Origin of the sequence: Pseudomonas sp. GD04058, from assembly GCF_029836855.1 — a bacterium.
Lineage (GTDB): Bacteria > Pseudomonadota > Gammaproteobacteria > Pseudomonadales > Pseudomonadaceae > Aquipseudomonas > Aquipseudomonas bharatica.
This window is the reverse complement of record NZ_JAOECN010000068.1, coordinates 1-15,203: the sequence shown is the minus strand read 5'-3', so window position 1 is coordinate 15,203 and position 15,203 is coordinate 1. Positions and strand designations below refer to the sequence as shown.

The 15,203-nt window shown below is 54.2% G+C and carries 18 protein-coding genes and 1 pseudogene; 11 read left to right on the top strand and 8 right to left on the bottom strand.

What is annotated here, in order from left to right:
* A partial coding sequence (locus N7650_RS27235) for a helix-turn-helix transcriptional regulator (RefSeq protein ID WP_279900828.1) occupies nt 1-180 on the bottom strand: 180 nt, incomplete at its 3' end.
* 601 nt (nt 181-781) lie between these two features.
* Nucleotides 782-1,027 carry a helix-turn-helix transcriptional regulator gene (locus tag N7650_RS27230; RefSeq protein WP_009402735.1) on the bottom strand — a complete coding sequence of 82 codons (246 nt, stop codon included), beginning with the start codon at nt 1,025-1,027 and terminating at the stop codon, nt 782-784.
* Nucleotides 1,028-1,196: 169 nt separating this feature from the next.
* Between N7650_RS27230 and N7650_RS27225 the strand changes: the two genes are divergently transcribed.
* The 5 genes and pseudogenes from N7650_RS27225 to N7650_RS27205 all read left to right on the top strand — a co-directional run bounded on the left by N7650_RS27225 (nt 1,197) and on the right by N7650_RS27205 (nt 3,636).
* Complete coding sequence (locus N7650_RS27225) at nt 1,197-1,442, top strand: hypothetical protein (RefSeq protein ID WP_279900826.1); 246 nt, start codon at nt 1,197-1,199, stop codon at nt 1,440-1,442.
* A gap of 352 nt (nt 1,443-1,794) precedes the next feature.
* Nucleotides 1,795-2,021, top strand: a pseudogene (locus tag N7650_RS27220) (hypothetical protein); the annotation flags it as partial.
* Nucleotides 2,022-2,374: 353 nt separating this feature from the next.
* The gene (locus tag N7650_RS27215; RefSeq protein WP_064304387.1) at nt 2,375-2,599 is read left to right on the top strand and encodes a DUF2188 domain-containing protein; all 225 of its coding nucleotides are present in this window, start codon (nt 2,375-2,377) and stop codon (nt 2,597-2,599) included.
* Entirely contained in the window at nt 2,596-3,039 is a 444-nt protein-coding gene (locus N7650_RS27210; RefSeq protein WP_064304388.1) for a hypothetical protein, read from the top strand. The genes N7650_RS27215 and N7650_RS27210 overlap by 4 nt, the downstream gene beginning before the upstream one ends.
* A gap of 207 nt (nt 3,040-3,246) precedes the next feature.
* Nucleotides 3,247-3,636 (top strand): response regulator, encoded by a 390-nt coding sequence (locus tag N7650_RS27205; protein ID WP_064304389.1) that lies wholly within the window; start codon nt 3,247-3,249, stop codon nt 3,634-3,636.
* 4 nt (nt 3,637-3,640) lie between these two features.
* On the opposite strand, the gene N7650_RS27200 is transcribed toward N7650_RS27205, so the two are convergent.
* Nucleotides 3,641-4,045 (bottom strand): response regulator, encoded by a 405-nt coding sequence (locus tag N7650_RS27200; RefSeq protein WP_279900824.1) that lies wholly within the window; start codon nt 4,043-4,045, stop codon nt 3,641-3,643.
* 381 nt (nt 4,046-4,426) lie between these two features.
* Here N7650_RS27200 and N7650_RS27195 point away from each other — a divergent pair, with 381 nt between their 5' ends.
* Entirely contained in the window at nt 4,427-5,977 is a 1,551-nt protein-coding gene (locus N7650_RS27195) for a PAS domain-containing protein (RefSeq protein WP_064304390.1), read from the top strand.
* 24 nt (nt 5,978-6,001) lie between these two features.
* Here N7650_RS27195 and N7650_RS27190 read toward each other — a convergent pair whose 3' ends face one another.
* The 4 genes from N7650_RS27190 to N7650_RS27175 form a co-directional block, all read right to left on the bottom strand.
* Nucleotides 6,002-6,361 carry a response regulator gene (locus N7650_RS27190; RefSeq protein WP_081263262.1) on the bottom strand — a complete coding sequence of 120 codons (360 nt, stop codon included), beginning with the start codon at nt 6,359-6,361 and terminating at the stop codon, nt 6,002-6,004.
* A gap of 338 nt (nt 6,362-6,699) precedes the next feature.
* Nucleotides 6,700-6,960, bottom strand: a complete 261-nt coding sequence (locus N7650_RS27185; RefSeq protein ID WP_240160682.1) for a hypothetical protein — start codon at nt 6,958-6,960, stop codon at nt 6,700-6,702.
* 526 nt (nt 6,961-7,486) lie between these two features.
* Entirely contained in the window at nt 7,487-7,693 is a 207-nt protein-coding gene (locus N7650_RS27180) for a hypothetical protein (protein ID WP_279900823.1), read from the bottom strand.
* 160 nt (nt 7,694-7,853) lie between these two features.
* A complete protein-coding gene (locus N7650_RS27175; protein WP_009403477.1) occupies nt 7,854-8,060 on the bottom strand; it encodes a hypothetical protein in 207 nt (68 codons plus the stop codon).
* Nucleotides 8,061-8,204: 144 nt separating this feature from the next.
* Between N7650_RS27175 and N7650_RS27170 the strand changes: the two genes are divergently transcribed.
* From N7650_RS27170 to arsH, 5 genes are all read left to right on the top strand, one after another.
* On the top strand, nt 8,205-8,825 hold the full coding sequence (locus tag N7650_RS27170; protein WP_279900821.1) for a tyrosine-type recombinase/integrase: 621 nt from the start codon (nt 8,205-8,207) through the stop codon (nt 8,823-8,825).
* 127 nt (nt 8,826-8,952) lie between these two features.
* Nucleotides 8,953-9,300, top strand: coding sequence for a metalloregulator ArsR/SmtB family transcription factor (locus tag N7650_RS27165; RefSeq protein WP_279900820.1), 348 nt, complete (start codon nt 8,953-8,955; stop codon nt 9,298-9,300).
* A gap of 21 nt (nt 9,301-9,321) precedes the next feature.
* Nucleotides 9,322-10,605: an arsenic transporter gene (locus N7650_RS27160; RefSeq protein WP_279900819.1), complete on the top strand. Its 1,284-nt coding sequence runs from the start codon at nt 9,322-9,324 to the stop codon at nt 10,603-10,605.
* 27 nt (nt 10,606-10,632) lie between these two features.
* Nucleotides 10,633-11,103 (top strand): arsenate reductase ArsC, encoded by a 471-nt coding sequence (locus N7650_RS27155; RefSeq protein ID WP_279900818.1) that lies wholly within the window; start codon nt 10,633-10,635, stop codon nt 11,101-11,103.
* A gap of 12 nt (nt 11,104-11,115) precedes the next feature.
* Nucleotides 11,116-11,817: an arsenical resistance protein ArsH gene (gene arsH, locus N7650_RS27150; protein ID WP_176510402.1), complete on the top strand. Its 702-nt coding sequence runs from the start codon at nt 11,116-11,118 to the stop codon at nt 11,815-11,817.
* 195 nt (nt 11,818-12,012) lie between these two features.
* Here the strand turns inward: arsH and N7650_RS27145 are convergent, their stop codons facing one another.
* Entirely contained in the window at nt 12,013-15,195 is a 3,183-nt protein-coding gene (locus tag N7650_RS27145; protein WP_279900830.1) for an RNA-directed DNA polymerase, read from the bottom strand.
* Between the last annotated feature and the right edge of the window lie 8 nt (nt 15,196-15,203).

The window sequence follows — 15,203 nt, the reverse complement described above, 5'->3', positions numbered from 1 at the left end:
AGGTTCGAGTTCACGTCGAAGCAGGTAGGGGGCCGCTTTCAGATTGAGCGCTATCTGGAGGAACTCTATTACCTCCAGACGCCGCTCGTCTTGTTCGTACTTGGACACATAGGACAGGGGCTTTCCAAGTCGTGCAGAGAGATCCTGCTGCGTCATCTGTGCGTCCTTGCGTGCGTCCACAAGCAATGCGATTAGCTGATAGGGGTGGAGCGATAATTCTTAAGGCACCTAAAATTCGAGAAATTTCCGTGGGAAACATTGCAATTTCTGCCCCTTTTAAGGCTTTGGTAAGTGGTTCACGGCCTTCAGGCTTTGAGTCGTTTCTGGGGTTAGGGGGGTGTAGGTCGCAATGCCGGAAAGGGTGATTGATTGTAAGCGTCCGGCGAAGTCGCCTTGCGTGAATCAGGCCGGCACGCGCTGAAGCGATAGAAATGCCCTATGTCATTGGCCCACTGTGTTGGTAGTCGCGTCAACATATCCAAGGTAGGCACATGGGGCATTCTCATTATGCGTGCTGATTGGATCAAGGGCTGGCAGGCACCCAAGCTTGGTCGCGAGAATCTAAGGCTTATGGTTCTTCAAAGCTGCTATGGCGCCGTATTCCCTCCGGCTTTCAGAGCGTCTCTGGTGAGGCATTTCCGCAATCGCCAATTGGGCGCGGCGCTTGATGATCTCTCAGTCCTGGAGACCTCGTCGAACTCGTAATTCTGCCGGGGTAGGACGTGACGCAGTTCGCTCACGCCAAACTCCTAATCCCTCAAACAGCTGCTCTCAGATAAGGCTAAAGGCTCGCATCGACTAGCAGCTCGGATGGCTTGCATTCGACCGCAACGGCTATCCGCAGGATGTTCAGGAAAGTGACATTCCTTTCTCCCCTCTCGATTTTCCCCATGTGAGAGCGGTCAACCCCTGCTGCGTCGGCTAATGCTTCCTGAGAAAGTGCGAGCGCTAGGCGACGGGCCCGAATCGCTGCACCGAGCTTTTTCAGACTGCCGTCGTTGTCGAGGGTTGCGGAGATTCTTGCCATAGCGAGAATCGTCCCGCTATGATGCTTATATGACCACGGTATTTACGACCCATTTGAAATTACCCGTGGCTACATCCCAGCTCGCCTGGACAGCTACAAGATCAGAGAGAGCATCCATGGAAGGCGTGCGGAGAGCGTCCTGCTCGACCGCAGGGGCGGGGTAACTGTCATGGAACATCGCGCACGCAGCGCGCTAGGAATTAAGCGATCACGGCTTGGCTGGCTGAGCGTCAGGTTCGATGGCGGCCCGTTTTATCCTGAGATGCTGGAAGCCCTTCAGCAGGCGGTGATTGATTTCGGTGGTCTCGTCAGGCGGGGTGAAAGCTTGACTGCCGCCGAATGGCTTCAACGAATTGATGCTATCGGTGGCAGTATCACGCCAGTTCAAATATTGGCTATACGAACGCTCATGTGACCGCAGTGAAGTTGCAAGTAGCTTGCGTTTATCGGGATCTCAGGAGATTCAATCATGCTTGGGAAACATTAGTTTTTGTGAACGCTAGCACTGCATGCGTAGTTGCACTCACGTGACCACACATTTGCATTCGACGTGACAAGTCACTTGCATTCGGGCTGACGAGTCGCACGCAGAGATAAGGGACGAAAGAAGTCATCCAGGACAGGCAGCTAACGACCCATAGCGGTCCCTCGTTCGGGGCAGCAATCGGCCAAAAGGAGTGAAGGCGTCCTGGAAATTAGGGGCTATTCGGGTAGTGCAGCCCAGCGCGGCACTACTATAGCCTGACCCATCGCATACGCCTCTAAAGTGGGCGGATTCTAATCTTCATCACCGAACTCACAGTGAGAAATTGGATAGCGGGCGTTTGATCGATGTACAGGTGCGCTTGGGACGGACGGGAAAAACCCAACTCTTCATCGGGTTTACGATGAGCTCAGTCAGCCGCTCTCTGAGGAGGGCTTCAACAAGCGCCCCGGCGAGACGATGACTCGAGCGATGAACTGGAGTGATGCACGTGCTCGCCACCTTGGCTAAGCCGCCGCAACCCCCATTGCGAGGCGACACGGCCGCTGAATCACTGGGTAACCCTGCTTTGGGGGCCAGCCGATTGATAACCTCTAACAAGCAGCATGGGATCGGAAAAAGGTGCAGTGCTGATCGAACTGAACGTAGACGCGGCTAAGCGCTCCAAACGTGGGTAAAGGAGGTGCACCATGCAGCCAAAAACAGAAGGTTCCGAAGAGCAAGGGCCGAGCAAGGTTCCTTTCATCAATGACCCGGGCTAGCCAACGTCTCCGCCGTTGAACGATGCCGACGCCACGGATGCAACTGAGGCTGAGGAAGACATCCAGGACGATGATGAATCAATCTAAATAGGAGGATAAGGCGTGGAAAATTATCACGTAAGCCCGACCGTCGATGGTTGGGAGCTGAAGAAAGCCGGTGCTGAACGTGCTTCCAAGCGCGCTGCTACGAAGGCTGAATTGGTCGGCCATCTTTCCGAGTTCTTCGACGGGAAAACCGCCTCGGTGAAGATCCACAAGGCCGACGGAACAATCGAGGAAGAACGGACGTATCCACGTGCCGCAGACCCGAAGCGCACCAAGGGGTGATCACGGTTACCGCTGCCACTTTGGGCATCGACATTTCAGAGCCTTATGAAGTCGGTGTGTACAAGTGGCTGCTGGCCAGCTTTCTGATTGGAAAGAGGATTCGGTCCAGCACTGCAGTGGAGGCCTATCGCACCCTGGTCAACAGACATGGTTTGGATACACCGAGCAAGCTGGCCGGTTGCTCGCACCAGATCCTCGTAAAGTTGCTGGGCCAGGCGGGCTATGCACGTTATGACGAATCAACAGCCCGCCGGCTGCACGCTTTAGGGCTACGCCTTGAGGCAGAGCTCCAAGCCAAGCTTGCAACTGTCGTCACAGCATCCGACACCGGTCGATTTGAAACTTGGCTTCTCAGCCTGGACGGGATCGGGCCTAAAACCCTCGAAATTTTTCTGCGAGAGTTCCGACCCTACCTTCAGCGTACCCATAGTGCCGAGTAGAATGTGTCATGCCGCTTCGCTCAGAATATCTCTGGACCTGGGGACTAGTATCCCCGCACCGAAGACACCCTTCTTCCCCATCATCTATCTTTGGTGTTTTGCTTAGAAATATGACGGCGCGCGAACAGACAGCGCGGTGGCTATTCGCTACCGTCAATTACCATTCAGAATCATGAAAAAATCTCCTTTTTGCAGGCGAGAGGCCTTATGGAATTCGAGACAAAAGGACTGTCTTTGATCGGAATGAAGCTACTTGTTCTAGAAGATGATCAGACGTTGAGGACATTGATGTCCGATATCATTCGGGAGTTGGGAGGTGACTGCGCAACTTTCGATAACGCCGATGACGCGCTCATCGAGTTATTGGAACAGCACGGTAGCTTCTCTCTGGCCATCGCCGACCACGGCCTACCTGGTAGCATCAAAGGTATGGAGTTCCTCTCCATGATCCAGCAGAAGTGGCCCGATTTGCCCTGTATCTTCACGTCCGGCTTCAACCTGGACACAGATGGGCTTGATCCTCGGACCATCTTCCTTTTCAAACCTTGGGCTCTTGAACAACTCATTGACGCCATCGGACAAGCCCTGAGCCGGTAACCACCTACTCTGGGTAAATCCGCTTGCTGAACTGTTCGAGCACGGGCATTACCAGCTGGTCAAAAGACTCTGAAGGCCACGGTTTGGGCAGAAAAGACACTCCCATCGGCAGTGGTTTTCCCATCTCTTCATAGAACCCGCTCATTACTATGACCCCAGCTGCAGGAAGTCTTGCCCGGACTGTGGTTGCAAGAGCAAGCCCATCGACAGGCCCTGGTGTTCTAACGTCCGTCACGACCAACGCCCATTCCTGAGTACTTAGAGCGGCGAGTCCTTCAGCCGCGGTTGCAAAGCTGGTCACCACAGCTCCGAGATCCTCGAGCATAAAGGTAAGGATTGCTCTTAATGCAGGTTCGTCTTCTACAAGCATCACGGGGGGAAGCGGTGGAGGGGAAATCGTGTGTTTCATCATCTGGCTCGCGTAACACGCACCAGATCGGAGTTGACATCCTGTCACCGTCTTCAAGGCGGCTTGGTGCGCGATATCATTACGACATCCTTTGCTCCAAATAAATTCATTCTGCCTCACCTAATCAATCAAAGGCTCCAGGCTAGCGTTGCTGATCGACTTTTCCGCGATCCTCCACCGTCAGTAGCGCTTGGCTCCTGCAGATCCGTTTGACCGCAATTTTCAGCCATCGCGCGGTCCAAGACCAGGACATTCGCTCTGCTGCTGAACTATGCTGAAGAACTGCCCAGGTGCCGCTGAAGCTCCATCATCGATGCGATTGTTTCTGTAGTGCGCCGGTGCGACGATAGCAACCCCCATTGCCGTTGTGGAACAGCGTTTATGGAACACTCGACTCCTGATGAGACGATCCGGGCTGCGCTACGAAAGACTCATGCCCGACTCAAGAGGCAGCATGAATTGGTTGTCGAGTTTGGTGTTCACTCGCTGAAATCGAACAGCCTTGATCCGTTGATTAATCAGGCATGTACGGTGGTGGCAGAGGGGATGCAAACGCGCTTTGCCAAGGTCCTTACTCCGATTGAGGACACCAATGATTTCCTCCTTGCTTACGGGGTTGGCTGGGATGAGGAGGACATCGGTAGCGCGGTTGTAGGTGGCGATGTCGCAAGCCCGGCCGGCTATGCGATATCGACCTACCGTCCAGTGCTTTCTAACCATCTCGGGCAGGAAGAGCGTTTTCGGACTCCAGAGCTGTTGAAGAGATACGGCATAGAGCGCGCGATCAACGTGCCTATCCGGGGCATCTCGGTTCCTTTTGGGGTATTGGAAGCTGACAGTAGTGACGGTGATGACTTCATCGAAAGCGACCTGGTCTTTCTGGAAGGCATATCCAACGTTATCTCGATGACCTTGGAAAGACTGGCCTCCGACGCTGACGTTCCCGCTCCAAACCCTTATTCGGAAAGCATGCTCAACGCCAGTCCCGATTGTGTAAAGGTTCTTTCAACCGAGGGGGAAATCGAATTCATGAACGACGCCGGCCTGTGTTTGATGCAGATCGGCGACCTGGCTCAGGTCAAAGGCAAATCCTGGTGGCATCTGTGGCCTCAAGAGTCCAAATCACTGGTACTTGATGCATTGGAAAAGGTCGTGCGTGGCGAGTCCACACGTTTCGAGGCCCTCTGTCCTACAGCACTCGCTGAGCCCAAATGGTGGGATGTGACTGTCGCACCTATCATGGGTCCTGAAGGCGCTGTAGAAAAAGTGATTGCGGTCTCCCGGGATATCACTGAGCGTCGGCATCACGAAGTCCAGTTGCTATCGCTGATCGAAGCGCAAAATACCCAACTCAGCAGAAGTAACATGGACGTCGAGGAGGTCCATCACCGGGTCAAGAACAGCCTCCATCTGGTCAATACCTTGCTGCTCCTACAAGCCAACCTGACTCCCGATGAGGCTGTCAGGATTCAGCTTCAAACAGCGGCTGGCCGGGTCGTCACCATCGCCACCGTGCATGAGCGCCTATACAACGCCTCGCATGAGCACGCCATTCTGGCATCGGACTACCTCAAGGCGTTGCTGGGCGACTTGGGCCGAGCGCTGGCTGACCGAAAAATCGAGCTGGATGCCGACCCATTAGTGCTTCCTCCAGAACGAATGGCGCCGTTAGGCCTGGTGGTTTCGGAGTTGATCACCAATGCGCTGAAATACGGGAAAGGGACCATTGAAGTCCAGGTGAAGGATGCCGGTGATCACGCGCTGATCAGCGTTTCAGATGAGGGCGATGGTTTCCCGGACACCTATCCCAAGCCAACCGGTACCGGCCTTGGTATGCGTCTGGTCAAGAATTATTGCGGATACGGGGCTGCGGCCATCTCGATCGACAGACAGTCCGGAAAAAGCACCATCCGCGTGCGATTCAAGGTGTAAGGGCTCGACCGCTAACTCTGTGCTTCAGTGGCCTAGGAGCTCATTGATCGCGTGGCTTAATGCATCCAGAGTGCACGGTTTGGTGATGAACCGAGCGTTGGTCGGAAGAAAACCAGGCTCGAGCACCGTATTGCCTGAAACGATAATAACCGGAAGCTCCGGGCGCAACGCCCAGACCGCCTTGGCCAGATCCAGACCGTCATAGTGACCGGGCATGCGCACATCGGTAATCAACAACGCCAGCGGTTGACCCGCTTGCAGTTTTTGCAACGCGTCATCGGCGCTTGCGCACTCGACGACGCCATGCCCCAAGTGCGTTACGACTTCAGTCATCAACCATCGGAGGATGTTGTCATCCTCAACCACCAACACCGGCTCACGCATAATTCCTCCCACCATATCCCTATTGGTGTCAGTACATTCACCATTGTTTCCAGGGCCTGACAGAAGGAAGGACAGACGGCGCAAGCATGCTCACTCTGGAGGGCATAGTGAATGTTCGGCCGGATGTTACGGTTAAGCACCGCGCTGAAGCCGGCAGTTGGCCAGTGTTTTTCATCGATGCTGACCAGCCGTTTGCATTGAGGTGCCCTGTCATTTGCTGGATATGCCCCGCCGCACACATCCTGAACGGCGAAAAAAGCTCATCACGATTGGTAGCCCACGCCCCATAGCAGCCTCTCGAAGGCATGTAGAGAAAGGGGACTAACCATGTGTCCGGTCTATACACTCCCCAAATGGCGCTCATCCACGATCGCAATAACACGCGCTTCGAATACCTCTAGCAACGTGTTGAGGGTGACACCTTCTTCCACAGGCTGAATCAGAATGAATCCAAAATCTTTGCTTTGAATGACAACACGCTGTTCGGCTCTCCAGGGACTGCCCACGGATGGCCAGTTGAGCTTGAAGGTCGCGTCGTAGCCGCGATATCGCATTTCACGGGTGTAGAAACACTTTGAGCCTGGCATAAGACTGCTCATGCGCGATCATCGCGATCGCAGCAAACTGAAGCATTAGATGAGGCTTCGGCCTTTGACTCGCCTAGGATCAAAGGATTCTTGCCGCGTATGAAGGGCTAGATGCAGAGGCGTTAGGCTGGGCTGCCCGCACTCTTATGGATTGCTCGACGAAGTCGAGTAAGCATAGGGGAGATTTTTCCCCGGCAAATTTCGACGCTCTCTGTTGCTGGGATAGCCATATGGATGCAACGGTTCAACAAATAATTTCGTGTGATCAACGAGAGCAGACGTGTGTTAAATGGCTGCGCCATCCCATTGCCACATTCATACAGTACACTATTGCGCGGGTGCTGGCTGCTTGGTGCAATGAGGTAGGTTAAAAGATTACGCTGGTCAGGCCGCCATGCGGGAGTTCTTGCGCCTATGCACAACCCTCACCTACCCCGTGCTCAGCAATTTGCTGAACGTGCATTCGCCAACACAGAGCGTTTCTGCATACTGAGGGTGCCAGACGACTGTAGGAGATTTCCGCCTGAGGAACATAAGCTTATTGAAGCGGCCTTAATGGCCCTGCAAGTGCGTTAAGCTGGTACTCCGAGGCGGCCTGGAACAGCGATTCCGCCAGCATTTTCAGGCGTTCAATCTCATCGGGCGGGCTCTCCGCAGCCTTAGCTACGTGGTGCCGTCGCAACGCCTCAGCAGCCTGCTGCATAAGTGGCTCACCCGCCTCTATTTTCTGCCGCAAGTCGTCCATGCTGTCCTCCCGTTCTGACCCCGAGAGTATAGAGTACCTATCAGAATCAGGTCGTTTAGCTACCCTCCGTCGAGCCTCCGTCGAGAGGAGCGGCTTGTGGCCGGTAGTTCTCCTCCGAGAAAAGCGGGTTTGGGTCGAAAGCAGCCTTTGGCATCAACACTTACTGAAGGGGTCTAATTGGCCCTCCAAGCGCCCGAAGTTGATACTCCGAGACGGCTTGGAACAACGAGTCTGCTAGCATTTTAAGGCGCTCGATTTCATCGGGCGGGCTCTCTGCGGCTTTGGCTTCGTGGTACCGTCGCAGTGCCTCAATGGCTTGCTGCATCAGCGGCTCACTCGCCTCTATCTTGTCTCTTAAGTCGTCCATGCTGCCCTCCCTTTGTGACCTACGCAGTATAGGACGCCTAGCAGTTCAGGCCGTTAGCTGCTCGCCGCCAAGGGCAGCACTGGGTCATTAGCGACCGCTGCTCTGGCTAACCATCCTTATCCTCCCACACGTGGAGGATTTGCCATGAACATCATCTCAACCTGCGGTCGTCAGCCCTGGAACAAAGGAAAATTGGTCGGGCAGAAAGCTCCGCTCCGACTGAGAGATATCTGGGCTATACGAGTAAGGCTTCAAGTTGGAGGGAGAACCCGTGACCTAGCTCTCTTCGATCTGGCCATAGACAGCAAGCTCAGAGCCTGCGACTTAACCAAGCTCCGTGTACGCGACGTTGCTCATGGCGAACAGGTGTCCTCACGAGCGATGGTGATGCAGCAGAAAACGCACCGGCCAGTCCAGTTCGAGATTACTGAACAAACACGGTCCGCTATCGCGGCTTGGATACATCAGGCCCAGCTACGCAGCGAGGACTGCCTTTTCCCTAGCCGACTGCATACATCAGACCATCTATCCACTCGGCAGTACGCTCGCATCGTCAAAGGCTGGGTGAAGGCCGTTGGCCTTGAACCAGCCATGTATGGCACTCATACGATGAGACGTACGAAGGCATCACTGATCTATCGCAGGACGAAGAACCTGCGGGCCGTTCAACTGCTGCTCGGCCATACGAAGCTGGAGAGCACCGTTCGATATTTGGGGATTGAGGTCGATGACGCTCTGGAGATGGCAGAACAGACCGAGGTTTGATCATGCATAGCGGCGGTCTAGGTCAGACCGTCGCTAACCGACCCATAGCGGAGGTTCAGGCCAAATGTGCTTGCAGCATACATATGGATATTCGTATATTCGAATTTCCATATGTATTGATGCAGCCATGATTACCCCGCCCGATGTGTTCAAGAGCTTATCCGACGAGACCCGTGTCCGCGCCACCCTGCTGATCGCTAGCCTCGGTGAGCTATGTGTCTGCGAACTGATGTGCGCGCTGAACGACAGCCAACCCAAGATAAGCCGCCACCTCGCGCAACTGCGCAGCAATGGCATGCTGTTGGATCGCCGCCAAGGCCAATGGGTGTATTACCGCCTGAACCCGGATCTGCCCGCTTGGGTACATGAAATGTTGCAGGTGACCTTGCAGGCTAACTCACAGTGGTTGGCAGACAACTCTCTTCGGCTGAAGAACATGGAAGGCCGCCCCGTTCGTGACGCTGCCTGCTGCTGATCATCACCGAGCGAGATCTACATGCTGATCGCCATTGCTGTCTTTGTTTTCACCCTCATCCTGGTCATCTGGCAACCGAAGGGGCTTGGCGTTGGCTGGAGTGCTTCGCTCGGTGCCCTCATCGCCCTGGCGGCGGGTGTCGTTTCGCTGCACGACATCCCGACTGTGTGGGCCATTGTCTGGAACGCCACCGCCACTTTCATCGCCGTCATCATCATCAGCCTGCTGCTGGACGAGGCCGGGTTCTTTGAGTGGGCCGCGCTGCACGTGGCGCGCTGGGCAAACGGCAGCGGTTACCGCCTGTTCGCCTTCAGCGTACTGCTCGGTGCTGCCGTGTCGGCGCTGTTCGCCAACGATGGGGCAGCGCTGATCCTCACGCCCATCGTCATGTCGATGCTGCTTGCGCTACGCTTCTCGCCCGCCGCGACGCTGGCCTTCGTCACGGCCGCCGGCTTCATCGCCGACACGGCGAGCCTGCCGTTAGTAGTCTCCAACCTGGTGAACATCGTCTCAGCCGACTACTTCAGGCTGGGCTTCAGCGAATATGCCTCGGTGATGGTGCCGGTGAATTTCGCCAGCGTGGCCGCGACCCTGCTGGTGCTGCTCCTGTTCTTCCGCAGTGATATCCCGAGGCAGTACACGGTCGCGGCCTTGAAGACGCCAAGCGAGGCGATTCATGACCGCGCGACCTTCAACGTCGGTGGCTGGGTGCTTCTGGTGCTTTTGATTGGCCTGTTCGCCCTGGAACCACTGGGTATCCCGATCAGTGCGGTAGCCGCAGCCTGTGCGGCGATCCTCTTTGCCGTCGCCACTCGCGGGCATCGCATCTCGACCCGCCGGGTACTGCGCGAAGCGCCCTGGCAGGTCGTGATCTTCTCTCTTGGCATGTACTTGGTGGTCTACGGGCTGAAAAATGCCGGCCTCACCGAGATGCTCACCCACCTGCTGGATCGTCTTGCTCAGCAAGGGCTGTGGAGTGCCACCATCGGCACCGGGTTGATTGCTGCATTGCTGTCCTCGGTCATGAACAACATGCCAAGCGTGCTGGTCGGTGCCTTGTCTATCGAGGCCAGCGAGGCGCAAGGGCTGGTGCGTGAGGCGATGATCTACGCCAACGTCATCGGCTGCGACCTCGGCCCGAAAATCACCCCCATCGGCAGCCTCGCCACGCTGCTCTGGCTGCACGTGCTGGAGCGCAAAGGCGTGCTCATCACCTGGGGTTACTACTTCAAGGTCGGCATCCTGCTGACGCTGCCGGTTCTGTTGATCACCCTTTCGGCCCTGGCATTGCGCCTGAGCCTCTGATATCCGCCACGATGCGGAGGAGCCCCCATGCGAGTCCTGTTCATGTGCACGGCCAACAGCTGCCGCAGCATCCTTTCCGAGGCCATGTTCAATCACCTGGCGCCTCAGGGATTTGAAGCAGTCAGTTCCGGCAGTTTTCCTAAGGGCCAAGTGTTACCTCGCAGCCTGACCACCTTGCAGCATGCCGGCATCTCGACCGATGGGCTGAGCAGCAAGGGCAATGACGCGTTCGAGGGCCGCCCTCCTGATATCGTCATCACCGTGTGCGACAAGGCTGCCGGCGAAGCTTGCCCGGTGTATTTCGGCCCTGCACTGAAGTCGCACTGGGGGCTGGAGGATCCGTCCGATGTCTTGGCTGACGAGGCGTCGGTAGACGCAGCATTCTCCGCCACGCTGACCCGCATCGAGGCTCGCTGCCAGGCCTTCTTCGCACTGCCTTTCGATCACCTCGACCGTGATCAGCTCAAGCATGAGCTGGATCGCATCGGTACGCTTTGAGCAGGAGGAAACATGTCCGAACAATTGCCTAATCTCGACCTCGCGCTGTTCGATGTGCCACCAGCAGCAACCCGTTCCAGCGAGCACAAACCACGCATTCTTTTGCTATACGGATCGACCCGCGAGCGCTCCTTCAGCCGCCTGCTGATCGAAGAAGCAGCGCGCCTGCTGGAGCACTTCGGAGCCGAGACTCGCATCTTCAATCCCTCTGGCCTGCCGCTACCTGACGACGTGCCGGTGGAGCATCCCAAAGTGCAGGAGCTGCGTGATCTGGTGCAGTGGTCGGAAGGCCAGGTCTGGTGCTCGCCTGAGCGTCATGGCGCAATGTCTGCCGTGTTCAAGGCGCAGATCGACTGGGTTCCCCTGGCGCTGGGTGCGCTTCGCCCCACCCAAGGCAAGACCTTGGCAGTCATGCAGGTATGTGGCGGCTCGCAGTCGTTCAATGTCGTCAACCAGTTGCGTGTGCTTGGCCGCTGGATGCGGATGTTTACCATCCCGAACCAGTCCTCGGTACCCAAGGCCTACCTAGAGTTCGACGACTCTGGGCGGATGAAGCCTTCGCCGTATTATGACCGCGTGGTGGATGTTATGGAGGAACTGGTGAAGTTCACCATGCTGCTGCGTGACCGCCAGGAATTCCTGGTGGATCGCTATTCGGAGCGGAAGGAAAACGCCGAGCAGCTATCTGCTCGTGTGAACCAGCGCTCGATCTAAGCGCTATGCCCGCTATGGGTCGAAAGCGGCCTTTCACCGGTGACTGCTATCGACCCAAAGCTGCCATTGGCGGAGGACAGGTCACGACCATTTGAAGCCACTCCCTCACTACAAAGTGGTAATTTAGCCGCAACCATAGCAGACAGGTATTGGCTCATTCAAAAATCCAATACAGCTCTGCAATAGCACCCGAACTTACTTTGGAGGTAGCTTGCGCCGAGCTTTGTTGAGTTTAAAGCCCTCCGGAACTGGTTTGAATCTATCTCCTCCCTCTGGCCAGCGCTTTGCTCTACTTTGAAAAGCGCGCAAGGCGTCAATATCCAGCGTGGCAGCTATGACAAAATCGTTATCCCCCCCCCGCACACGTGCAATGTCACGCATAAAGGATTCTTTTGCTGGGGAGCGTACCCGGCTGTCACCATATTTTCGGTTATTCACCAGAATGGTGTAGGCATGTACATCTAGCGCAGCAGACTCAATAAGCGAAGCGAAGGTCTCTAGATCTTGATTCCAACTTAGTACCATCAAGGCATCCACTTCCCCCTGAAACCTCACCCGAGCCTTGCTGTTTTGCAATTCGGAGCAAACCATTACACCGAAGTTAACACCATTATGTATATATATTGGCTTGCCGCGCTTTCCTTGCAGTTTGGAAAATGCCCAGCACTTCCCATATTTCGTCGTTAGCTCCTTATCTTCGCCAACCGCAGGCTCTAACTTTGGCTGCCAAATTTTTATCGTGGCCGGGTAGCCTAGTCGGTTATCAGTAAGAACTAGGCAGGCTTCACTCAGAAGTTCATTGTTCTCAAAGTGGCGATACTCGGTTCCGGCAATAAGACTTATGCCCATGGAACTCAGTCGCGCCGCGAGGCTATCTATCCATTTTAATGGAATAGAAAGCTCTGGAAACAATAGATAGTCGGGTCGAGGTTTGAGCTGAATAGCTTGATTGACCAGTTCTGAAATGCGCTGATATCTCTCGCGAGATAAATTGGGTTTATTGCAGGCCATTGCCGCCCAATCTTTGTCCTCTGTTTTTAGGTTCGTCAGAGCAACTGTGATTATATTTTTACGGCCTGTGCCAATCCGAATATATTTGCGCGACCTATGAATATCTAGCACATCCTTGCCATCCTGCTCTGAGGCGAGCAGAGTTGGCTTTATCCATACACCCCTAAGAGCCTGGGTATATTGCGCCCATATCACCGAAGGTTTTTCTTGAGGCTGTTTACCATCGGCCCTTCGTAAGCCAACACACTCCGGCGCAAGCTCCGATATTTCAGCCGGAGTCAGCGGGCGTGTAGGAAACAGATAAGGTAAGAAACTTTCGTCCTTGCGCTTGCCGGGCTCAACTGCCTCAAGTCGGTTAAGACGAGTTGATCTCAAAAAATCTTTTAGCGCCTCAGTATTCAAAAGTTGTGAGGTCTCCATCAATTTTAGGATTCGACTCTCTTTATTACCTTTCCGTCCCCCCACTAACTTTCCAGCAGATATGCTGTGCAATATTCGCTTGTAAGGTTCTTTGGCTAGGTCGGCCATAGCAACCATGGGTGCTTTTTTATAAAAATCCTCCGAGCCGAAGCGAAAGTCAAGCAAGGTTTCAACTTCGAGCAGGCTGTCAAAAATTCCCTTCAAAAACAGCGTAGCAAGGCGCTGCTCCTTTCTGGAGCGTTGACCGAGCAATAACCTATTAGGGTCGTAATAGCGGGATGCCGCATCAATAAATAACCAGGTCAGAGTGCCTTTTACCATAGGCCATAGATTTTCTCCGGCCTTAGTGTTAACTCCATTGACTGCGATAGTTTTCCCTTTTGATATTGCCGCCGCCAACTGTTGCAAGGAGTTGTATGCGCGAAGTGCGATTTGTTCAGCCTGCTGCCACTCATTCAAGCTAATAGCGAAACCCAGCAGGCGGGGCAAATAGGTGAAATGCGCGAATAAATTATCTGGGCGAAGTATATGATTATGGGCGAATTGATAAAACTCCTGACGCTGCTCATACCATTCCTGTGGCGGCAGATCACGGGCCAGCGTTTCCACATGCCGTAATTGCAACGACCAGCTTAAACGACGAATGGTCAAGCCATCAGCGCGACGCAAGGTATCTGCGTTATCGCCGACGGAGCCCGCAGCTGACAAAACACGGGCGGCAGTAGAGTCTTCAAGTTGATCCGGTGAAGGCATGAGCCTGTGCTCGCTAGAAAGCTCAACAATCTCCTTTTCGATACTGTCCAGCAGGTCAAGCCCGGCGCGGCCTTGCAGCACGAACAGCTTCTGCTTATCTGATTGCAACACTATTTGTGTCTGACCTTGAAAATCTTCCCCCTGCTGTATCTTCCAAGTCTGGTCATCAGGTTTGCCCACTTGAGCAACAACCTCTGGCCCCATCCTGTCCTTCAAGTACTGCATAAACTCCTGACTGTTACGGATGGTGCTGGTATCACGCAGCACTAAAAACATATCATCAACATAACGACCGTAATGTATCGGAGCAACTTTCTCCTTAATCAATCGATCCCAGCGCCCCAGCAAAACATTCGAAATAATGCGACTGGCAGTTAGGCCTATAACAAGACCGCCAGGGATTGAGGATTTCCCTAGGGTGACTTTTTTCGAAAATTTATTAGCACCCTGAGTCCAGTGATTAAGGAATTTAGAAATTTCCTTAGTAAATTCCTGCTCTTCATTACTCAAGTTAAGCCCAAACTCTTCATAAAGATCAGTTGAGGCCAAAGCCATCGGGTCGATGAAATGATAAAAGCTCTTCAAATCCAGCGAGGCGGCGATAATTTCACGGTCTTGCTCAAGTTCGCCGCGAATAGCTTTCAACCCATCATTACGCCACTGCTGGTACGGCTGAAAGTATGGCGCGAAGGAGCCTATAGCGCTAATGTGGAATGGCTTGTCTTTGGGTTCGCTAAACAGCTCGTCGTTACGGATACGTCTTAACCTAGCGCCATAGCAGCTATCAGCCAGTTTGGCGTCGAACTGATGCCCCACCGTATTGATCCATAGCGCAGATAGGATATGGGTGTCTACCGGGAAGTCACCCACCACTCGAAACTCTGGGGTGATGATATGATGATCAAGCAGGTGTTCCACTGCGCGATGAGGATTGGAGAAGTGCACATGACCATTTGCAGGAACATTGTTCTTTGGTTTGACGGATAATTTTTTTGGTAATAGACGATAATCGCCAAACAGTTTTTTGTTGCCTGAAAACCCTTTGTTATTATGCAGGGATTTAAGCAGTTTTTTTAGGTTGGAGAGCAAATCCTGTTCATAGTCTGCAAATTTTATGGCCGCAGGAAAGGTGTTTTCAAAAAAACAATCTGCCTTAGCCTTGCGGTAGGCCACCAACAGATCTTCAAGGGTAATATTCTTCC

Bases quoted from the DNA above. Each gene is read 5' to 3' on its own strand.
- N7650_RS27230 (WP_009402735.1), bottom strand. From the start codon at position 1,027: ATGGCAAGAATCTCCGCAACCCTCGACAACGACGGCAGTCTGAAAAAG.
- N7650_RS27225 (WP_279900826.1), top strand. From the start codon at position 1,197: ATGGAACATCGCGCACGCAGCGCGCTAGGAATTAAGCGATCACGGCTT.
- N7650_RS27205 (WP_064304389.1), top strand. From the start codon at position 3,247: ATGGAATTCGAGACAAAAGGACTGTCTTTGATCGGAATGAAGCTACTT.
- N7650_RS27200 (WP_279900824.1), bottom strand. From the start codon at position 4,045: ATGAAACACACGATTTCCCCTCCACCGCTTCCCCCCGTGATGCTTGTA.
- N7650_RS27195 (WP_064304390.1), top strand. From the start codon at position 4,427: ATGGAACACTCGACTCCTGATGAGACGATCCGGGCTGCGCTACGAAAG.
- N7650_RS27190 (WP_081263262.1), bottom strand. From the start codon at position 6,361: ATGCGTGAGCCGGTGTTGGTGGTTGAGGATGACAACATCCTCCGATGG.
- N7650_RS27185 (WP_240160682.1), bottom strand. From the start codon at position 6,960: ATGAGCAGTCTTATGCCAGGCTCAAAGTGTTTCTACACCCGTGAAATG.
- N7650_RS27180 (WP_279900823.1), bottom strand. From the start codon at position 7,693: ATGGACGACTTGCGGCAGAAAATAGAGGCGGGTGAGCCACTTATGCAG.
- N7650_RS27175 (WP_009403477.1), bottom strand. From the start codon at position 8,060: ATGGACGACTTAAGAGACAAGATAGAGGCGAGTGAGCCGCTGATGCAG.
- N7650_RS27170 (WP_279900821.1), top strand. From the start codon at position 8,205: ATGAACATCATCTCAACCTGCGGTCGTCAGCCCTGGAACAAAGGAAAA.
- N7650_RS27165 (WP_279900820.1), top strand. From the start codon at position 8,953: ATGATTACCCCGCCCGATGTGTTCAAGAGCTTATCCGACGAGACCCGT.
- N7650_RS27160 (WP_279900819.1), top strand. From the start codon at position 9,322: ATGCTGATCGCCATTGCTGTCTTTGTTTTCACCCTCATCCTGGTCATC.
- N7650_RS27155 (WP_279900818.1), top strand. From the start codon at position 10,633: ATGCGAGTCCTGTTCATGTGCACGGCCAACAGCTGCCGCAGCATCCTT.
- arsH (WP_176510402.1), top strand. From the start codon at position 11,116: ATGTCCGAACAATTGCCTAATCTCGACCTCGCGCTGTTCGATGTGCCA.